This is a genomic window from Pseudomonas sp. E102 (assembly GCF_052660185.1).
Genome location: NZ_CP084025.1, coordinates 3057233 through 3077806 on the forward strand (window position 1 = coordinate 3057233; position 20574 = coordinate 3077806).

Consider the following 20574-nt stretch of genomic DNA (forward strand, 5'->3'; position numbering starts at 1 on the left):
CCGGGGCTACCGAGAGGGACGTAAGATGAGTGTAGGAAGTTTCTCAAGAATTTCCTGAGGAATGTGCAAGCTCGGTGAGACTTAAGCCGTGGCCAGCTTCAGGTCTCGCACCGAATGCCCCTGGCCACGATGCCTTGCGTGCTCATAGAGCGAGCCGGCGATCTCATCGGCGCGCACCGGCAGGATCGAAAGCAATGTGTCGCTCAGGCCATGGCTGGCCTGGCAGAAGCCCTGCATATAGATCGCGGCCTTGCAGCGCTCATCGGTGATCAGCTTGTAGTTACGATCCACCTCGAAATCCCCCAGGTATTGCGCCAGCGGCTCCAGCAAGGTGCGATGCATCTGGCGTTCGTAGCCGGTGGCGAGCACCACCGCGTCATAGCAGCGTACCGTCAGCTCGCCGGTGGCGTTGTTGCGCACCGCCAGCTCCACGCCCGCGTCGGTGGCCGTGGCTTTCTCAATGGTGGTGAGGGTGCGGAACGCATGACGGGCGATGCCAGAGACTTTCTGGCGGTAAAAAATCCCGTAGATGCGTTCGATCAAATCGATGTCCACCACCGAATAGTTGGTGTTGTGGTACTCGTTGACCAGGCGCTCGCGCTCGCTGTGGGGTTGCTGGAACACCAGGTCGGTGAACTCCGGCGAGAACACTTCGTTGACGAACGGGCTGTCATCCGCCGGCTTGAGGGCCGAGCCCCGCAGAATCATGTCGACCTGCACCGACGGGAAGCTGTCGTTGAGGTCGATGAAAGCCTCCGCCGCGCTCTGTCCGCCGCCGATGATGGCGACCTTCATCGGCTGACCGCTCACGCAGGCCTGGTTCGCCATGCGCGCCAGGTACTGCGAATGATGAAATACCCGGGCGTCGTTCTTGAACGACTTGAACGCATCGGGGATGCGCGGCGTGCCACCGGCACTGACCACCAAAGAGCGCGTGGCGCGGACCAGCTCTTCGCCCTGGGCACCGCGGGAAATTACCCGCAGTGCTTCGACCTGCTGGTCACGCAGCACCGGCTCGATGCGCAGCACTTCTTCGCCATAGCGGCTCTGCTCGGTGAAGTGCCCGGCCACCCAGCGCAGGTAGTCGTTGAACTCCATGCGGCACGGATAGAAGGTGCCGAGGTTGATGAAATCCACCAGGCGGCCGTGGTGCTTGAGGTAGTTGACGAACGAGTACGGGCTGGTGGGATTGCGCAGGGTCACCAGGTCCTTGAGGAAGGAAATCTGCAGTTCGCTCTGGGTCACCAGGGTGTTGCCGTGCCAACGATAATCGGCCTGTTTGTCGAGGAACAGCACGTCCAGTTCACCCTGGACCGGCCCTCGTTCCTGTAGCGCGATGGCCAGCGCCAGGTTCGAAGGGCCGAAGCCAATGCCGATCAAGTCGTGAACGATGGGCGATGCAATTGCCTGTGTCATGTCCAGTGTCCTCTGGAAAAGTCCCTCAACAGGGCGCGGAAAGCCTGGGGAACCGGCCGGCATTTCAAGCGCCGGCGAGTCGTCTGTTGAGTGGAACGAGGACAATGAAAAAAAATTTACCGCCGTGCGACCGGCGAGGGACGAATCAGGTCGCGTCCCACTGCCGCACACGAACGCGGCAATGCTTCATGGCGTTGACGATGTGTTTCTCCACCAACGCCCTGGAAATGCCCAGGCGCTCGGCGATTTGCGGGTGGGACAGGCCTTCGAGCTTGCGCAGCAGAAAGCTCTCGCGGCACATCGGTGGCAGCTCGGCCAGGGCGCGTTGCAGCATGTCCAGGCGCTGGCCATGGTCGAGGCTGGTGTGGGGCGATGGCGTGAAGAAGCGTTCTTCACTGTCCAGGACATCGAGGGACTCGACCTGGCGCAAGGTGTTGCGCCGATGCCCGTCGATCACCAGGTTCAACGCGGTGCGATAAAGGAACGCACGGGGTTGCTCGATGGGCGTATCGCTGGCGCGCTCCAGCACCCGCACATAAGCGTCATGCACCACGTCTTCGGCCGCCTGGCGGTTGCCTAGCCTGGCGTTCAGGAAACACACCAGTTCGCGATAGTAGTTTTCCAACATGACTCCCGTGCGCAATGACTGCGACAGCTATCCCTGTGCCCCCCCGGCATGCCTGAAACGGACATGGCACGATGGTGGCAGATTCAATTGCGTAATTTATAGTAATTCTCATATAGATTTAAAGCTTTGGTTTGTATCGGGGCTCAATCGTTCAGGTCATCGGGCATCGGAACCTGCATTTGTGGCGAGGGAGCTTGCTCCCGCTGGCCTGAGCAGCAGGCCCAGGGCAGGCGACACATTTCAGGGGGAGAACTCAGGTTTTTGGCCGCTTCGCGGCCCAGCGGGAGCAAGCTCCCTCGCCACGGGGTGGGTGTCGTTCAAGCGCTACCAGGTGTTCCCCTCGTTAAATTCCCGCCCACAACGCTCGTTTACCAGAACAGCCACCCGTCCCGGCCTTCCGTGCGATGGGCCCGATATCACCGGCCGGAACCCTGCATGAAACGTCCCCGCCCTACCCGACGCGCCTGGCTTCTCACCTTCGCCCTGCTTCCGGCCGTGGCTTTCGCTGCGTGGCAAGTGGTTGTGCCGGACCGCGCGCCGCTCGACACCGTCCCGGTCACCCGTGGCGACATCGAAAACAGCGTAACGGCCCTGGGCACCTTGCAGCCCCGGCGCTACGTGGACGTCGGCGCCCAGGCGTCCGGGCAGATCCAGAAGATCCACGTCGAAGCCGGCGACGAAGTGACTGAAGGCCAGCTACTGGTGGAAATCGACCCCTCCACGCAAAAAGCCAGGCTCGACGCCGGGCGATTTTCCATCGAGAACCTCAAGGCCCAGCTTCAGGAACAGCGCGCCCAGCACGACCTGGCGCAGCAGAAATTCCGTCGCCAGCAACAGCTCAAGGCCGGCGGCGCCACCCGCGAAGAAGATGTGCAGACTGCCCAGGCCGAGGTGCGCGCGACCCAGGCGCGCATCGACATGTTGCAGGCCCAGATCCGCCAGGCCCAGGCCAGCCTGCGTAGCGACGAGGCGGAACTGGGCTATACGCGCATTTATGCGCCCATGGGCGGCACCGTGGTCGCGGTCGGCGCCCGGGAAGGTCAGACCCTCAACGCCCAGCAGCAGACGCCGTTGATCCTGCGCATCGCCCGGTTGTCGCCGATGACGGTCTGGGCCGAAGTCTCGGAAGCCGACATCGGCCACGTCAAGCCGGGCATGACCGCGTACTTCACCACCCTGGCCGGCGGCAGTCGCCGCTGGAGCAGCACCGTTCGCCAGATCCTTCCCGTGCCGCCGCGCCCATTGGAAGCCAGCCAGGGCGGCAGCCCCACTGGCGGCCGCAGCGGCAGCGAGCGGGTGGTGCTCTATACCGTGCTACTCGACGTGGACAACGCCGACCGCGCCTTGATGGCCGACATGACCGCACAAGTGTTTTTTGTCGCCGCCCAGGCCAAGGACGTGCTGACCGTGCCCATCGCCGCCTTGCAAGAGGCCGACCAGGTACGCGTGCTCGCCGACAATGGTGATGTCCAGCCGCGCACCGTCCGTACCGGCGTCAGCGATCGCCTGCGCACCCAGGTCCTCGACGGCTTGAGCGAAGGCGAGCGCGTGCTGATCGGCCCATCCAGCGCAAGCGGAGGCTGAGTGGACACGCCCCTGATCGAACTGCGGGACATTCGCAAGGCCTATGGCGGCGGCGACAGCCCCCGGGTGGAAGTGCTGCGCGGCATCGACCTGTCCATTCATGCCGGTGAGTTCCTGGCGATTGTCGGGGCGTCCGGCTCCGGCAAATCGACCTTGATGAACATCCTCGGCTGCCTCGACCGTCCTACCAGTGGCGAGTACCGCTTCGCCGGCGAAGACGTCGCCGGCCTGGGCAGCGACGAACTGGCCTGGCTGCGGCGCGAAGCATTTGGCTTCGTGTTCCAGGGCTACCATTTGATTGCTTCCGGCACCGCCCAGGAAAACGTCGAGATGCCCGCAATCTATGCCGGCACCTCCGCCGCCGAGCGCCACGCCCGGGCCAGCGCCCTGCTCGACCGCCTCGGCCTGGCCAGCCGCACCGGCAACCGCCCCCATCAACTCTCCGGCGGGCAGCAGCAACGAGTGTCGATTGCCCGGGCCTTGATGAACGGCGGCCACATCATCCTCGCCGACGAGCCCACCGGCGCCCTCGACAGCCAGAGCGGGATTGAGGTGATGGCGTTGCTCGACGAACTGGCGAGCCAGGGGCACGTGGTGATCCTGATCACCCACGACCGTGAAGTGGCGGCCCGGGCCAAGCGCATCATCGAGATCCGCGACGGTTTGATCATCAGCGACACCGCTACGGCCGCACCGCAGGCCAATCCGAACGCCTTGCACGCCGTGGACCTGCGCCAACGCCTGAGTGCCGGCAGCGAACACAACGGCGCCTGGAAAGGCGAGCTGGTGGACGCGGTGCAGGCCGCGTGGCGGGTGATGTGGATCAATCGCTTTCGCACCGCCCTGACCCTACTCGGCATCGTCATCGGCGTGGCCTCGGTGGTGGTCATGCTGGCCGTGGGCGAAGGCAGCAAGCGCCAGGTCATGGCCCAGATGGGCGCCTTCGGCTCGAACATCATCTACCTCAACGGCACGGCCCCCAACCCGCGCGCCGCCAAGGGCATCATCAGCGAACAGGACATTGCCGCCCTCGCTGCCCTGCCCGAAGTGCAACGCATCATGCCGGTCAACGGCAAGAACGCCAGCGTGCGGTTCGGCAACCTCGACCACACCAGCTACGTGGGCGGCAACGACACCCACTTCCCGATCATCTTCAATTGGCCAGTGGCCGAGGGCGCCTACTTTAGCGACGCCGATGAACGAGGCGCCGCGGCAGTGGCGGTGATCGGCCACAAGGTCCGGCAAAAACTGCTCAAGGACGTCGCCGACCCCATCGGCCGTTACATCCTGATCGAGAACGTGCCGTTCCAGGTGGTCGGCGTACTCGCGGAAAAAGGCGCCAGCTCCGGGGATTCGGATGCCGACAATCGCATCGCCATCCCTTATTCCGCCGCCAGCGTTCGGCTGTTCGGCACCCGTCATCCCGAATACGTGGTGATCGCCGCCCGGGATGCGGGCAAGGTCAAGGAGGCCGAGCAGGCGGTCTCCCGTACCCTGTCGCGCCTGCACGACGGCAAGCGGGATTTCGAGCTGACCAACAACGCCGCGATGATCCAGGCCGAAGCTCGCACCCAAGGCACGCTGTCTTTGATGCTTGGGGCCATTGCGGCGATTTCGCTGTTGGTGGGTGGCATTGGCGTGATGAACATCATGCTCATGACCGTGCGCGAACGGACCCGGGAGATCGGCATCCGCATGGCCACCGGCGCCCGCCAGCGGGACATCCTGCGCCAGTTTCTCACCGAAGCGGTGATGCTCTCGGTGGTCGGCGGGCTGGCCGGTATCGGCCTGGCCCTGCTGGTGGGCGGCGGCCTGCTGCTGGGCAAGATCGCCGTGGCCTTCGAATGGCTGGCGGTGTTCGGCGCCTTCGGCTGCGCCCTGGTCACCGGCGTCGTCTTCGGTTTCATGCCCGCCCGCAAGGCCGCCCGCCTCGACCCGGTCGCGGCCCTCACCAGTGAATGAACCCCTCCTTATGAAAGCGCACCTGACTCTCCTGGCCGCCAGCCTGATGCTGGTGGCCTGCGCCACGCCGGTGTCGGCACCGGACAGCGGCATCCAACCGCCCGCAGCCTGGCAGAGCCTCGATACGCCCGGTGTCCGAGCGGATAACCAACAATGGTGGACGCAGTTCGGCAGCCCGTCATTGAACCGCTTGATCGAACAGGCGCGTCGGGACAGCCACGACCTGGCCGCCGCGATGGCTCGGGTTCGCCAGGCCCAGGCCAGCGCGGTGATCGCCGGCGCGCCGTTGCTGCCGGAAATCACCGCCGGGCTCAACGGCAATCGCCAGGAATTGCTGCGGGGCCAGGGCTATAGCCAGCTAGACGTGGATCGGGACAACCGCACCATCGATTACTACGACGCCAACCTCAGCGCCACTTATGAGCTGGATTTCTGGGGCGGTAAACGGGCGGCCCGGGACAGTGCGCTGAGCACGCTGTCGGCCAGCCAATCCGACCGCGCGACCGTGGAGCTGACCCTGCTCAGCGGCGTCGCCAACAGCTACACCCAGGCGTTGTCCCTGCGCGAGCAACAGCGCATCGCCAAATTGAACCTGGGCAACGCCCGCAATGTGCTGGACCTGGTGCAGACTCGCTACGACGCGGGCAGCGCCACGGCCCTGGAACTGTCTCAACAGAAGAGCCTGGTGGCGGCCCAGGAACGCCGCCTGCCGCAAGTGCAGCAACAGGCCCGCGAGGCGTTGATCACCCTCGCGGCATTGTTGGGCGAACCGGTGCAATCGCTGCAACTCGACGATGAACCATTCGACGCATTTCGCTGGCCCGCCATCGATGCCGGCGTGCCCAGCGACCTGCTGCTGCGCCGCCCCGACATCGCCGCCGCCGAAGCGCGCCTTGCCGCCGCCCAGGCCGACATCACTGTCGCCCGCGCCGCCATGCTGCCCTCCGCCACCCTCGGCCTGAGCCTGGCCACCGGCGCCGACATCGCCGACCAGTTGCTGCGCAACAACGTCTACAACCTCGGCGCCGGGCTGGCCGCGCCAATCTTCAACAATGGTCGCCTGAAGGCTGAGCGAGCCCGGGCTACCGCGCGCCAGGAAGAACTGCTGGAGGCCTACCGCGCCGCCATCATCAACGGCTTCGCCGACGTCGAAAAAGCCCTGAACGGCATCCACGGCCTGGACCGCCAACGGCAATGGCAAAGCGAAGAACTGCACCAGGCCCAGACCGCCTTCGACATTGCCCAACGCCGCTACCAGGCCGGCGCTGAAGATTTACTCACGGTACTGGAAACCCAACGTACCCTCTTCGCCGCCCAGGACATGAACGTGCAGTTGCGACTGGCGCGGGTGCAGGCGAGCGTGGCGTTGTACAAGGCGTTGGGTGGGGGTTGGCGGGGGATGAAGATGAAGCCAAATGACATCCAAAGCAGCGGGCCAACGACTTTGACCAGGAACTCAAAGCGTCCGAATTAACGCCTCGGCGTGCTCTCGAAACACTGTAAAAGCTTCATCGAAACTTGGGCGGACGGAACCAAAAATCAGCGGCATCAGCCTCGCGTCATATTGGCCACGAATCGCCGCGTCCGAGCTTGTTTGATCCAAGGCTCTCTGCATGACGTTTCCTGGATTGGCAGCGAACGGAGGAAACTGTCGACCAAACTCAGCGGCGTCGAATTCAACCAGCGTTTTGAAACCGCTGGCGGCTCGTTTGCTGACTGCCGGATCGTCACGGCTGATGCAATAAACATCGTAGATATGACGCACCAATGCCTCGTCCCACGGCTGAAGCATAGCCCCGGCCTGGTGTTGGGCATAACGCCGAAGGAATGAAATTACTTTTTCTGCAAGCGTTTCCTCGACCGCGACACAGAGGATACTCCCCATGTACCCAGGCCTTGCGGCAAGTCTATCCACCAAGTTTTCCAGCGGTCGCAGAGTCACTTCGAACTCGGGAGTTCGTACGGTCAATTCGAGGCTCAGATAAGGTCGCAAACTCACGTCGTGCGGGTATTGGGGGGCATATTGCCAACGACTGGAGAAATATCGGTTTTCATTCCGGGCAATACGCGCATCCACAGTTTCTTCGAAACCAAGCCTAGCGAGGACTTGGGCGATCTCAGCCTTAAATTGGCTGAGGTGTCGCTTTTTAGCCGAAGCACTGAAGGTGTTCGACTCATCCCATACGATCTTCAAGTCGACATCTTCTGACATACGCTCGATCAATCGATAGGCCTTGGACAGGCTCGTCCCGCCACAAAACACTAATCGAATGCCCGGGAACTGCATTCCAATCAGATGCTGCAAGGCATCGGTTACATGGATGTCTTTTTCCAGGATGCTGGCGGTCAGAAAACCGACGTCGACCTCAGCCAGTACCGCATCAATCAACTCAACCTGCTCAGGCGTGATGGTTTTCATAGATTACGTAGCGCCCACCAAAGCCGAGCTTTCGGTTGATACGGCGTGAGCCTGTATCAAAAACAATGCCGGCGGGTAGCTGCAAACTGTCGCTGGCATTGTATTCACGCAACGCGCGCCCCGCCGTGATCTTAACGCCAAGTTTTTGCAGGGCCAGAGGAGCCAGAACTTCAAGCGGACGTATCGGGATTGGCTTACCGGTGAGCACACTGGTTTTAGCCTTTGCGAAGACGCCAACGCCAAGTCTGACCAACACACCGCTAGCTACAAGATGACGCAATGCTCGGGATACCTGTGCGGAGCTGCCGAACTTGGAAAATTCAGAGCGCAGAAACACGTCGTCCTTTCGCAAGGCGATTGATCTCTTGATACGCTCCTCGACAATCATTTCTCACCTCAAACAGCACCTGCGTCTAAAAAACACACAAGCCACTGTTTTATAACTATTTTTTAATACAAACCATGCTCATGCATGCTCAGTATAGATCAGCATGGAAATACAGGCCAATGCGATGAGCAGCGATAAAGCTCAACCTACCGACGAGATCCGAGACGCACAAGCCGGCAGATTCTGGCGTAGCTGTAGGCAATGGCGCAGGGCGTCACTAGGCCGGCGCCGAAGACATGCTCACCGTGCTGGAAACCCAACGTACCCTCTTCGCCGCCCAGGACATGAACGTGCAGTTGCGACTGGCGCGGGTGCAGGCGAGCGTGACGTTGTACAAGGCGTTGGGTGGGGGTTGGCGGGTGAAGCAAATCTGAAGAGGAGCACCATCGTGGCGAGGGAGCAAGCTCCCTCGCCACATAAGCAGTCATTGCACACGGCCCCAGGTTCGGTCGGTTCGAGCCTGGGCTCACACCACCTTGACCTTGAGATTGCGTGCATACCAAGGCCTCTGCGGTACGCGGCGAAACAGTCGCGCCAGCTTGTCGTCATCACTGCCAAACGTAATACGCAACGCCAACTTCATGGTTTCCGGATCCATCTCCACCGAGCGCCCGACCTGCAGCCCCGGCGTGGTGCTGCAGCCATGGGTGTCCGGGCCGAGCCAGGGGTCGGCGATTTCGACCCAGCGGCCCGGGGCGAACCAGGGCACGCCGTTGACTTCGAGCCGGCTCACTTCTCCCGGATGAAAACGTTCGTGGGCGCGAAACCAGTCTTCGAGGCGATCGTCGATCCAGCCGTGAAAGGCCCAGAACACCGGGTTTACATGGGAGGAAAACGGATCGCCTAAAAAGTCGTTTTCCGGTTCGAACCAGCGCTGGGCGAAGTCGGCCTGATCACGGGCGAATGGCACCGGATGGCCGTTAGACGGATCTCGCGGCACCGAGGCCCAGCGCATATGCAGCCAGTCATGCAGCCCCAATTCCACTTCCGAACCGAACTGGCCCAGGGTCAGTTTGGATAAATACCGCGGGTCGCGGTAACGGGATTCCCAGACCTGGAAATTGCTGTGATAGGTCTCGGCGGTCTTGATGTCGCTGACCCATTGGGCGTATTGCTCGTCACCACGGGCGAGCCACGTTGGTGGCAGTGCCGTCCCGTCGACGTTGTCGAAATACCGGGCAAAGCCCAGGCGATCACGCTCCAACTCGGGTTGCGGCAATGGAAAACGTGGCCATGACGGCAACGGCTGGAAAGAACGCGCCGTGCCGAGCATATGCCGGTGCATGAAGAAGAAATCCACGCCCGAGCCGTTGCGATCTTTGCGCGGCCCGCGAGCATCACGTTCGTTGTCCCGCGGCCCGGGTTGCCAGCCGATGCCACGCAGGGCGTCGCGCTTGTCTTCGTCGAGGGTGTGCCATTTGTCTCGCGTGGCATGCCAGAGTTGATGGAACAGCCGGTGCTCGGGCGACACCAGCCAGTCCAGCAACTTCAGGCTCAGCGGCGTACGTTCCCGGGCTTCGGGGAACCGCTGTTTGACGGCGACGAACTGATTGTCGAGCTCCGGCAACGCCAACGGGCGATCCAACCGCAACACCCGGCCGCTGAGGGTGGCCGTGCCGGCGTTGCCGAAACCGGCCCAGACTTCGTCCAGGGTCATGATGAATTCGTAGTCTGGCGTGCCATGCCCGGCACCGATCAATCGCCAGCTCAATTGCTTCGGGTCGCTGCCGGCCAGGTCGCCCAGCACCCGATAACGCGGCTCATCTCCACCGCGCAGCCGTTCGGCGGTGTCGAGGTAACCCACCAGGCCACGGCCCTTGTGGGCGATGTCGAGAAACATCTCCAGATTGTCGCCCGGCAAGCCGTCGAGGCCGGCATCGCGCCCGCTGAAACGGATCGTCCAGATTCCCCGCAACGTGTTCGCCCGCCGCTGTCCGGCGACGTCCGCCACATCGAAGGAAGCTTCGCCGGGTGTGATGGTCGGGTCCGGCCGGGTCAGTTCGCGATGCCCGTAATACACCGCAGGCACGGCGGCACCGGTCAGCGCCAGGCCTGCCATGAACCATCGTCGAGAAATCGTCATTGCCTTACCTGTATTCGCCCTGGTGGGCTTTATCCAAGCTAGAACGATGGGCGGCCTGACAAATTTATAGAGGCTGTAAGGGCCTCATCGCGAGCAAGCTCGCTCCCACAGGGATCGCATTCCAAATGTGCGAGCGAGCTTGCTCGCGATGGCGGCGCTGAGAACATCTAAATTTCCTGCCCGATCACTCGTTCCCCCCAGATAGCAAAGGCCCCCGCGCCTGTCCTTCCAAGGCGAACCAGACTGAGATCGGCAATGACAACACCACGTTCGAAAAAGGCTCTTTTCACCGGCGTGCCCCTGGCCCTGGCGCTGGTCGTCGGGGCTGGCGTCGCGGCCTGGGACCATTGGTGGCGGGACAACCCCGGCTACTCGGTCAAGGTGATGAAAGAAGCGCGCGAGCTGCACGAACGCCTGCTGTCCTTCGACAGCCACATCACCGTGCCGCTGGATTTCGGCACCGCCGGCAACGAAGCGGACAAGGACGGCGAGGGCCAGTTCGACCTGGTGAAAGCCAATCGCGGCCGCCTCTCCGGCGCCGCGCTGACGATCTTCGGCTGGCCCGAACTGTGGAACGGGCCCAACGCGCCACACAAGCCCACCGCCGGGTTCGTCGAGGAAGCGCGCAACCAGCAAGAGGTGCGCTACAAGATCATCACCGGCATGGTCCGGGACTTTCCCAACCAGGTCGCCATCGCCTACACCCCGGACGATTTCCGGCGCCTGCATGGCGAAGGCAAGTTTGCGATTTTCATCAGCATGCTCAACGCGTATCCCCTGGGCCACGATCTGAACCTGCTGGACCTGTGGACGGCGCGGGGCATGCGTATGTTCGGCTTCAGCTACATCGGCAACAACGACTGGGCCGACTCCTCGCGCCCGCTGCCGTTCTTCAACGACTCGCCCGACGCCCTCGGCGGCCTATCGGACATCGGCAAGCAAGCAGTGACACGACTGAACGACCTGGGCGTGATCATCGATGTGTCGCAGATGTCGACCCAGGCTTTGGAGCAAGTCGCGCAACTGAGCCGCACGCCGCTGGTGGCGTCCCACTCCGCGCCACGGGCGATGGTGGACATCCCGCGTAACCTCAGCGACAAGGAAATGCAGCTGATCAAGGCCAGCGGCGGCGTCGTGCAGATCGTTGGTTTTTCCCAGTACCTGCGCCCGCTGACGCAAAAAACCCAGGACAAACTCAATGCCCTGCGCGAGCGCTTCGACCTGCCGCCACTGCCCAACCTGGCGATGGCCTTGATGCCCGGCGACCCGATCATCGCCGCATGGCCGGAACAGAAGTTCGGCGAATACGCCGGCCAGCTCTACGGCATTCTCGACGAGGAACCCAAGGCCAGCCTCAAGGACCTGGGCGATGCCATCGACTATGCCGTGCGCAAGATCGGCATCGACCACGTCGGCATCAGTTCGGACTTCAACGAAGGTGGCGGCGTGAAAGGCTGGCAGAACGTCAGCGACATCCGCAACGTCACCGCCGAACTGCTGACCCGCGGTTACTCCGAAGCCGACATCGCCAAGCTGTGGGGCGGCAATTTCCTGCGGGTCTGGGATCAGGTGCAGAAGGCCGCCCGCCCTGCCATCGCCTCGGCGCAGAAGGCCGCTCAGCCATGATCGAGCGCCGCGCCTTCCTCAAGCACGCCGGGATTGTCGCCGCCGGCCTGCCATTGGCCGCAAACCTGCCTTCGAGTGCCGCGGCCGACTCTCCGCCGCCGCTGTCCCGGGACAAATGGGCACAGCTGCGCTCGCTGTTCAACCAGGACCCGAACTACCTGCACTTCTCCAATTTCCTGGTCACCACCCACCCGCGCCCGGTGCGCGAGGCCATCGAGCGGCACCGCGCCGCCCTGGATAAAAACCCCGGGCTGTTGATGGACTGGGACTTGGGCGTCACCGAAGCGTGCGAAGAAAACGTGCGGACCTGGGCCGGTCGCTACCTGCAAGCGAACCCGAAGCAGATCGCCCTCACCGGCAGCACCACCGAAGGCCTGGCGATGATTTACGGCGGGGTCCATGTCCGGCCCGACCAGGAAATCCTCACCACCGCCCACGAACACTACGCCACCCACACCATTCTCGATCTGCGCAAGCAACGGGACGGAACACGGGTGCGCAAGATCAAGCTGTTCGAGAACGCCCATGGCGTCAGCGAGGCGCAAATCCTCACGGCCATCGACCGCAACATCCGTCCCGAAACCCGCGTGCTGGGCATGACCTGGGTGCACTCAGGCAGCGGCGTCAAGCTGCCCATCGGCAAGATCGGCGCCCTGGTGGACAAGCACAACCAGGGCCGCAGCGATGAACAGCGCATCGTGTACGTGGTGGACGGCGTGCACGGTTTCGGCGTCGAGGATTTGAGTTTCCCGGCGATGAATTGCGACTTTTTCATCGCCGGCACCCACAAGTGGATGTTCGGCCCACGGGGCACCGGCGTGGTGTGCAGCCGCAGCGAAGAGGTCAGGTACGTCACGCCGATCATCCCGACCTTCTCCGAAGCCACGGCGTTTTCCACCACCATGACCCCGGGCGGCTACCACGCCTTCGAGCATCGCTGGGCGGCGGACGAAGCGTTCAAGCTGCACCTGCAACTGGGCAAGGCCGAGGTGCAGGCGCGTATCCGCGCGCTCAACACTTACCTGAAAAAACACCTGCTCGCGTTGCCGCAGATCGAGCTGGTGACGCCGCTGAGCCCAGAACTGTCCGCCGGCTTCACCTTCTTCCGGGTCAAGGATCGCAAGAGCGACGAGATCGCCGCCTACCTGATGCAAAACCGTGTGGTCGCCGATGCCGTGCACCGCGATGCCGGACCGGTGATCCGCACCGCGCCGGGGCTGCTCAACACCGAAGCCGAGATTGATCGCTTCCTGGCGCTGTTGGGCAAAACACTCTGATGACTGATCGAGAGCAATCGATGAACCGCTTTTTATTGAAGACACTCCCGGCGTTGGCCCTCGCCGCCCTGCTGCCCTCCGATGCCCAGGCCTCGCAACCGGGCCAGGTGTTTCGCGACTGCAAGGACTGCCCGGAAATGGTCGTGCTGCCCACCGGCACCTTCCAGATGGGCACCCCGGAAGACGAAGTGGGCCGCGAGCCCGACGAAGGCCCGCTGCACCCGGTGACGTTCGCCAGGCCCGTTGCGATCAGCCGTTTCCAGGTGCTCAAGGGTGAATGGTTCGCCTACCTGCGCGATACCGGCTACGTGATGCCCGACGGCGACAAGCGCCCCGGCCGCGCGTGCCAGGCCGGCGTGCCGGACTACCAGGGCAGCGACCCGCGCAAGCAATACACCGACCGGCACCCGGCGGTGTGCATGAACCTCCAAGAGGCTACTGCCTACGTGGCGTGGCTTTCGAAGAAGACCGGTAAGCCGTACCGACTCGTCAGCGAATCCCTGCGCGAATACGCCGCACGTGGTGGCAGCACCGGCCCATTCCCCTTCCCGTTCGACGAAGGCAAGGACTACAGCATCGCCCAGCACGCCAATACCTATGGCGCCGCCGACGGCTTCAACTTCACAGCGCCGGCGGGCAGCTTCGCGCCCAACGCCTTTGGCGTGTACGACATGCACGGTAACGTCTACGAATGGACCGCCGATTGTTTCAACGAAAACTACACCGATGCGCCGAGCGACGGCAGCGCCGCGCTGATGGGCAACTGCAAGGTGCGACGCATCCGCGGCAACGACTGGGGCGAAGCGCCGGTTTTTTCCCGTTCGGGCAATCGCAATGCGGTGTTTTCCGATGCCCGCGGTGACTGGCTGGGGTTTCGGGTCGCCCGGGATATGTAGCTCAACAGGTCCACCCAAATACCTCTTTGGACATGGTGGCTCTGTGGCGAGGGGATTTATCCCCGCTGGGTCGCGAAGCGGCCCCCAAGCAGGCAACACCGATCAGCCAGAGATAACGCGGCGATTCCATTGGGGCTGCTTTGCAGCCCAGCGGGGATAAATCCCCTCGCCACAAATGATGTGGGTTAGATGGTTCCATGTTAAATCCCCTTCCCCTCCAATCGTTCCATAGGTGGGCGCGCCCCAACCGGCGTGCCGCTGTCCTCCAGCCCTTGCGGTGAAAGCCCGCGATGGCCTTTGCCTTTTTTTCATCTAGCAGGGAAACCTCATGAGCCAACCAAAACGCGGGGTGATCGCTGAGCTGTTCATTCTGCTCAAACCCTTCCGGCTGATTGTCGCAGGCTCCATTCTCCTGGGCATGCTGGGTGGCTTGAGCATCACGGCCCTGCTGGCAACCATCAACGGGGCCTTGAACGCCGATACGGGGCCCACCCCCCAAGTGTTGGCGACCTTCGCCGGCCTGTGCGTGGCAGCGCTGCTGACCTCGATCCTGTCGGACATCGGCACCAACCACGTCGGCCAGAACATCATCGCCAGCCTGCGCAAATCTCTCGGCCAGAAAGTCCTGCTGGCGCCCATCGAGCAGATCGAGCGGTTCCGCAGTCATCGGCTGATCCCGATCCTGACCCACGACGTCAACATGGTCAGCAACTTCGCGTTTTCCTTCGCACCGCTGGCGATTGCCTTTACCGTCACCCTCGGTTGCCTGGGCTACCTGGCCTACCTGTCGTTGCCGATGTTTGCGCTGCTGTTGGTGGCGCTGGTAATCGGCACGGTCATCCAGTACGTGGCGCGCGCTCGTGGCATTCGTGGTTTCGAAGCCGCCCGCGAGGCCGAAGACGCCCTGCAAAAGCATTACAGCGCCATCGCCGCGGGCGCCAAGGAACTGCGCATCCATCGCCCGCGCCGCCAGCGCATGTTCAGCCAGCGCATCGAAGCCACCGCCGAGCAGATCTGCGACACCAACATCCGCGCGGTCAATACCTTCGTGGTCGCCAAGACCTTCGGCTCGATGCTTTTTTTCGTGGTCATCGGCTTGGTCCTGGCGCTGCAATCGCTGTGGCTGGGCACCGACAAAGCGGTGCTCAGCGGTTTCGTGCTGGTGTTGCTGTACATGAAGGGGCCGTTGGAATACCTGGTGATGACGTTGCCGGTGATCAGCCGCGCCAACATCGCCTTCAAGCGCATTGCGGAATTGGCCGAGCAGTTTTCCTCGCCGGAACCGCACCTGCTGCTCAACGACAAAAGCGCCCCCAAGCCGACAATTCAGCGGCTCGAATTGCGTGACGTGCATTATGCCTTCCCCGCGGTCGACGGCACCCAGCCCTTCGCCCTTGGACCGGTCAACCTGACCATCGCCCAGGGCGACATTGTGTTTATCGTCGGTGAGAACGGCGGCGGCAAGACCACGCTGATCAAATTGCTGCTGGGCCTTTATGCGCCCCAGGGCGGCGAAATTCTCCTGGATGGCGAGCCGGTATCGGCGGCGCGACGTGACGATTATCGCCAGCTTTTCACCACCATCTTCGCCGACTATTACTTGTTCGATGAACTGGTGCAGGGCGATCAAAACGTACCCGGGGATGCCAACCGCTACCTGGATCGCCTGGAGATCGCCCATAAAGTCAGCATTCGCGACGGCGCTTTCAGCACCACCGATCTTTCCACCGGGCAGCGCAAGCGCCTGGCCCTGCTCAATGCCTGGCTGGAAGAACGTCCCGTGCTGGTCTTCGACGAATGGGCCGCCGACCAGGACCCGGTGTTCCGGCGCGTGTTCTACACCGAACTGCTGCCGGAGCTGAAGGCCCTGGGCAAAACCATCATCGTCATTTCCCACGACGATCGTTACTTCGACATCGCCGATCAACTGGTGCGAATGCAGGCCGGCCGGGTGGTGAGTGAGAAGGTCCCGGCAGCCTTTGCCTGAGCCTGCCCGACGCCAATGCTGTTTTACCGCGAGAACACCATGAACGAACTGCTAGATGATGATCTGTTGGCGCTGTTGCTCGATGAGGTCGCCGATGACAGGCACGCCCTGGCCAGCCGCGGCAGGCTGGATCGCGCGCCCCTGTCTTTCGCCCAGCAACGCTTGTGGCTGGAGCAGCAGCGGGACCCGACCCGTTCGGCCTACAACCTGCCACGGGCCTTGCGCCTGAGCGGCGAACTGAACGCCGATGCCTTGGAAGACGCCCTGAACCGCGTCATTGACCGACACGACATCCTGCGCACCGCGTTCATTGAAATCGACGGCGCCGCCACTCAGGTAATCGAGCGCAGCGCCTGCCTGACCCTGCATCGCGAAGACCTTGCCGGGCTCGGCCAGCCGGCACTTTCGCAGCGCATCGAGCAACACGCCCGGCAACCGTTCGATCTCACCCAGGCGCCGCTGATACGGGCCACGTTGCTGAGATTGAGCCGTGCCGAACATGTGCTGCTGCTCAACATGCATCACATCGTTTCCGATGCGTGGTCCAATACCATCCTCATGCAGGACATGACCCAGGCGTACCGCCGGGCGGTGCTGGGTGATTCGTCTGCGCTGCCACCGTTACCGATGCAATACGCCGATTACGCGATCCACCAGCGCGGCGACTATCTGCAAAGCGCTGCCCGCCTGCGCAGTGGCGAATACTGGAGCGAGTACCTGGGCCGCGACTTGGCCACCCTGGAGTTGCCCCAGGACTTTCCACGCAACACAAGCCAACAACACGGGGCCGGTCGCGTGCACGTATCGCTGGCGCCGTCGTTGGCGCGAGCGCTGGACGCTTTTTGCCAACGCCAGGGGCTCACGCCGTTCGTGGTGGCGCTGGGTGCGTGGCAATTGCTGCTGGCCCGCTACAGCCGCCAGGACGATTTTGCCGTCGGTGTCCCCAACGCCAATCGCAACAGCCATGAAAGCCAGGCGTTGGTGGGATTTTTCGTCAGCAGCCAGGTGTACCGGGCGCGGATCGACTCGAGCCGCAGCGCATTGGATTACCTACGAGCGCTGCGCGGCCAATCCCTCGCCGCGCTGGAGCATGCCGATTACCCGCTCGAACTGATCCAGGATCAATTGGGCGCCAACCCGTTGTTCAAGGTCCTGTTCAACTGGCGCACCGGGTCACAGACGGCATCGCTGCCAAGCCTGGATCTACTGACGCTGGAGTTCCTCGACACCGGTGAAGGCCAGGCCAAGTTCGATGTGTCACTGGATGTCGACTATTCACAGCAGCAGATACTCGCGACGTTCGAGTACAGCCGTGACCTGTACCGCGCGGACACCATCGAGCGCATGGCCGAGCATTGGCAGAACCTGTTGCGGGGGCTGATCGAGACGCCCGAACGCGCCCTCGGCGAATTGCAATTATTGAGCGCCGAAGAACGGCGGCTGACCCTGGACGACTGGAACCGCCAACCCACCCGGCTGCATAGCGAAGAATGCCTGCATCGCATGATCGAAACCCATGCCGCCAACACAGGTGAGGCGATAGCGCTAACGTTCGACGGGCAGCACATGAGCTATGCCGAGCTTAACCGCCACGCTAACCGATTGGCCCATCGATTGATCGAGCAAGGCGTCGGCCCCGATGTGCTGGTGGGCATCGCCGTCGAGCGGACACCGCAAATGATCATCGGCCTGCTGGCGATTCTCAAGGCCGGTGGCGCCTACGTGCCGCTGGACCCGGCCTACCCGGCCGACCGACTGACCTACATGATCCAGGACAGCGGCGTCAGGCAGATCCTGACTCAGGCCCATCTGCTTGAATCGCTGGCGTTGCCGGCCGACATCGACTGCCTGCTGTTGGATACGAGCGATGCCGACAACGCCTGGCCTGAGCACAATCCCGATGTGCCAATGGATCCGGACAACCTGGCGTACGTGATCTACACCTCCGGTTCGACCGGCAAGCCCAAAGGCGCGCTGCTCGCGCACCACAACGTCAACCGCCTGTTCCAGGCCACTGAACAGTGGTTCGGTTTCGACCACCGGGACGTATGGTGCCTGTTTCATTCCTATGCCTTCGATTTTTCCGTGTGGGAGATTTTCGGCGCGCTGCTGCACGGGGGGCGGCTGATCATCGTGTCCCACGCCGTGAGCCGGTCGCCCGAGGATTTCTACGCCCTGCTCTGCCAGGAAAAGGTCACGGTGCTCAACCAGACGCCTTCGGCGTTCAAGTCGTTGCTGCGAGTTGCATCTGAGCCTGGACAGCCCCTCAGCCACCGGTTGCGGCAGGTGATTTTCGGCGGCGAAGCAGTTGATGTGCACAGTCTGCGTCCTTGGTTCGAACGTTTCGGCGATCAGGCGCCACAATTGATCAACATGTATGGCATCACCGAAACCACCGTTCATGTCACCTGGCGACCACTGTCGATGGCGGACTTGCACGGCGAGGCCGCGAGCCCCATCGGCGAGCCCATCGTCGACCTGTCCTGGTATCTGCTCGATGCGCACCTGAACCCGGTGCCCAAGGGGTGCAGCGGTGAGCTGTATATTGGTCGCGCCGGCCTGGCCCGTGGTTATCACCAGCGTGCCGACCTCACCGCCAGCCGTTTCATTCCCGACCCGTTCGACCCATCGCCAGGTGGACGCCTGTACCGCACCGGGGACCTGGCCCGCTACCTCAGCGACGGCAGCATTGAATACATCGGGCGCCTGGATCACCAGGTCAAGATCCGCGGCTTCCGCATTGAACTGGGCGAGATCCAGGCGCGCCTGCAAGTACTGCCGGGCGTGCGCGAGGGCGTGGTGCTGACCCACGACGGCCCGGGAGGCCTGCAAATGATCGCTTACGTCATCCCGACACAACCGGCCACGGTCGAACTGCGGGATAACCTGCTGATCGCGCTCAAGGCGCATCTGCCGGATTACATGGTGCCCAGCCATCTGTTGTTCATCGATCACCTGCCGCTCAACGCCAACGGCAAGCTCGACCGCAAGGCCTTGCCCGAACCCGACCTCACGCTTCGGCATTCGAACCACGTGGCGCCCCGCACGCCGTTGGAGCAGGCGTTGGCGCAACTCTGGCGGCAGTCCCTCAAAGCCGAGCGCGTGGGTATCAGCGACAGTTTCTTTGAACTGGGCGGGCATTCGATCCTGGCGATCGAGCTGATCGCCAAGCTCAAGGCGAACCTGAACATCACCGTGCGTCTGCAAGAGTTGCTGGCCAACCCGACCATCGCCGAGTTGGCCCTGTTCATCTCACAGAAACACCGTGAACAGACGCAATGCCTCGTTGCCCTGAATAACGCGCCCGCCAGCGCACCGCAGCTGTTTTGCCTGCACCCCAGCGGCGGCATCGTGTTCTGCTACCAACCGCTGGCGCGCAGACTGCAAAACCGGGCGCGCACTGTCGGCATCATGCACCGCGGCTTCAGCGAACCCCATGCAGGCCCCGAGGCCTGGCAGGAGATGATTGCCGACTACGGCAAGGAAATCGTCAGGGCCCAACCTGAAGGTCCGTATTACTTGATGGGCTGGTCCCTCGGCGGCGCGATCGCGTTCGACATCGCGGCGATGCTGGAAAGCCAGGGGCACACGGTTGATTTCCTCGGGTTGGTGGACAGCACGATTCCAGAACACCTGTATCCCTCAGGGCTACCGCGCCATCGGCATCTGGCGGGTAATGAAAAAGACGATGCGGCCTCCCAGGATCTACTTGAAGCAATTGAATACTTCGACTTGCTGTTCCCTTCGCTGACGGAGCGCACGGCGGCTTATCGACGGGAGCGACCGGACAGTTCGGTCAAGGCGTTCCATGAGTGGGCAGCCGGACAGATCGAGCCTGAGCGAGGCGACTTGCTTTCGATCGTGCAGAGCGTCAAGGAAGAGGTCATGAATGCCCAAGCGTTCTCGGTGCATGATCGGTTGCTGGAGGCGTTTGAGGGATTCACTTTCAAGCCTGTGAGGGTTCGACCGAGCTGCTGGTGGACACAGGCGGAGAAAACCCCGCAAGAGCTGGCTTTTTGCGAGGCACTGGTTCGAGAGCATAGCTTGACGGGGGCGTTGCGGTGTTCGGTGCATTCTCCGCTGGGTCATCGCAGCATGATTTTTGATGAGGGGTTGCTTGGGGAGCTGGTCGAGGTTTTTCTGGCCAGTACGGTAGAGAAGCTTTCTTGAGCAAAAAATGAACCTGTGGCGAGGGAGCTTGCTCCCGCTCGGCTGCGCAGCAGACGCCGCTTTTCAGTTCAGGAACTCTGGGGTCGCTTCGCGGCCCAGCGGGAGCAAGCTCCCTCGCCACGGGGGGCTGCGGTGCTG

The 20574-nt window shown here is 62.7% G+C and carries 13 protein-coding genes and 1 pseudogene; 9 read left to right on the forward strand and 5 right to left on the reverse strand.

The features are described 5' to 3' along the window. Positions 1 to 81: 81 nt before the first annotated feature. On the reverse strand, positions 82 to 1416 hold the full coding sequence (locus tag DOCECA_RS14005; RefSeq protein WP_445570693.1) for a lysine N(6)-hydroxylase/L-ornithine N(5)-oxygenase family protein: 1335 nt from the start codon (positions 1414 to 1416) through the stop codon (positions 82 to 84). A gap of 145 nt (positions 1417 to 1561) precedes the next feature. Continuing rightward, entirely contained in the window at positions 1562 to 2044 is a 483-nt protein-coding gene (locus tag DOCECA_RS14010) for a sigma-70 family RNA polymerase sigma factor (RefSeq protein ID WP_420767837.1), read from the reverse strand. 435 nt (positions 2045 to 2479) lie between these two features. Here DOCECA_RS14010 and DOCECA_RS14015 point away from each other — a divergent pair, with 435 nt between their 5' ends. From DOCECA_RS14015 to DOCECA_RS14025, 3 genes are read left to right on the forward strand one after another with little or no spacing between them, the layout of a single operon-like run. Continuing rightward, complete coding sequence (locus DOCECA_RS14015) at positions 2480 to 3628, forward strand: efflux RND transporter periplasmic adaptor subunit (RefSeq protein ID WP_445570694.1); 1149 nt, start codon at positions 2480 to 2482, stop codon at positions 3626 to 3628. After that, positions 3629 to 5590 (forward strand): MacB family efflux pump subunit, encoded by a 1962-nt coding sequence (locus DOCECA_RS14020; protein WP_434648422.1) that lies wholly within the window; start codon positions 3629 to 3631, stop codon positions 5588 to 5590. Positions 5591 to 5600: 10 nt separating this feature from the next. Then, positions 5601 to 7064: an efflux transporter outer membrane subunit gene (locus DOCECA_RS14025; RefSeq protein ID WP_445570695.1), complete on the forward strand. Its 1464-nt coding sequence runs from the start codon at positions 5601 to 5603 to the stop codon at positions 7062 to 7064. Here the strand turns inward: DOCECA_RS14025 and DOCECA_RS14030 are convergent. After that, positions 7047 to 8009 carry a nucleotidyl transferase AbiEii/AbiGii toxin family protein gene (locus DOCECA_RS14030; protein WP_445570696.1) on the reverse strand — a complete coding sequence of 321 codons (963 nt, stop codon included), beginning with the start codon at positions 8007 to 8009 and terminating at the stop codon, positions 7047 to 7049. The two genes, DOCECA_RS14025 and DOCECA_RS14030, sit on opposite strands and share 18 nt — an antisense overlap. After that, a complete protein-coding gene (locus DOCECA_RS14035; RefSeq protein ID WP_445570697.1) occupies positions 7990 to 8397 on the reverse strand; it encodes a DUF6088 family protein in 408 nt (135 codons plus the stop codon). Before DOCECA_RS14035 ends, DOCECA_RS14030 begins: the two co-directional genes overlap by 20 nt. 221 nt (positions 8398 to 8618) lie before the next feature. On the opposite strand from DOCECA_RS14035, the pseudogene DOCECA_RS14040 reads away from it, so the two are divergent. After that, a pseudogene (locus tag DOCECA_RS14040) lies at positions 8619 to 8771 on the forward strand (RND transporter); the annotation flags it as partial. Positions 8772 to 8863: 92 nt separating this feature from the next. On the opposite strand, the gene pvdP reads toward DOCECA_RS14040, so the two are convergent. After that, positions 8864 to 10480 (reverse strand): pyoverdine maturation tyrosinase PvdP, encoded by a 1617-nt coding sequence (gene pvdP, locus DOCECA_RS14045; protein WP_445570698.1) that lies wholly within the window; start codon positions 10478 to 10480, stop codon positions 8864 to 8866. Between the two features lie 255 nt (positions 10481 to 10735). On the opposite strand from pvdP, the gene pvdM reads away from it, so the two are divergent. From pvdM to DOCECA_RS14070, 5 genes are all read left to right on the forward strand, one after another. Further along, positions 10736 to 12106, forward strand: a complete 1371-nt coding sequence (gene pvdM / locus DOCECA_RS14050) for a pyoverdine-tailoring dipeptidase-like protein PvdM (protein WP_445570699.1) — start codon at positions 10736 to 10738, stop codon at positions 12104 to 12106. Further along, positions 12103 to 13383, forward strand: a complete 1281-nt coding sequence (gene pvdN, locus DOCECA_RS14055) for a pyoverdine-tailoring periplasmic protein PvdN (protein ID WP_445570700.1) — start codon at positions 12103 to 12105, stop codon at positions 13381 to 13383. Before pvdM ends, pvdN begins: the two co-directional genes overlap by 4 nt. A gap of 20 nt (positions 13384 to 13403) precedes the next feature. Beyond that, positions 13404 to 14279, forward strand: a complete 876-nt coding sequence (gene pvdO, locus DOCECA_RS14060; RefSeq protein WP_434606943.1) for a dihydropyoverdine dehydrogenase — start codon at positions 13404 to 13406, stop codon at positions 14277 to 14279. Between the two features lie 328 nt (positions 14280 to 14607). Then, on the forward strand, positions 14608 to 16266 hold the full coding sequence (locus DOCECA_RS14065; protein WP_420767847.1) for a cyclic peptide export ABC transporter: 1659 nt from the start codon (positions 14608 to 14610) through the stop codon (positions 16264 to 16266). 39 nt (positions 16267 to 16305) lie between these two features. Next, a complete protein-coding gene (locus DOCECA_RS14070) occupies positions 16306 to 20436 on the forward strand; it encodes an amino acid adenylation domain-containing protein (RefSeq protein ID WP_445570701.1) in 4131 nt (1376 codons plus the stop codon). The last annotated feature ends 138 nt before the right edge of the window (positions 20437 to 20574 follow it).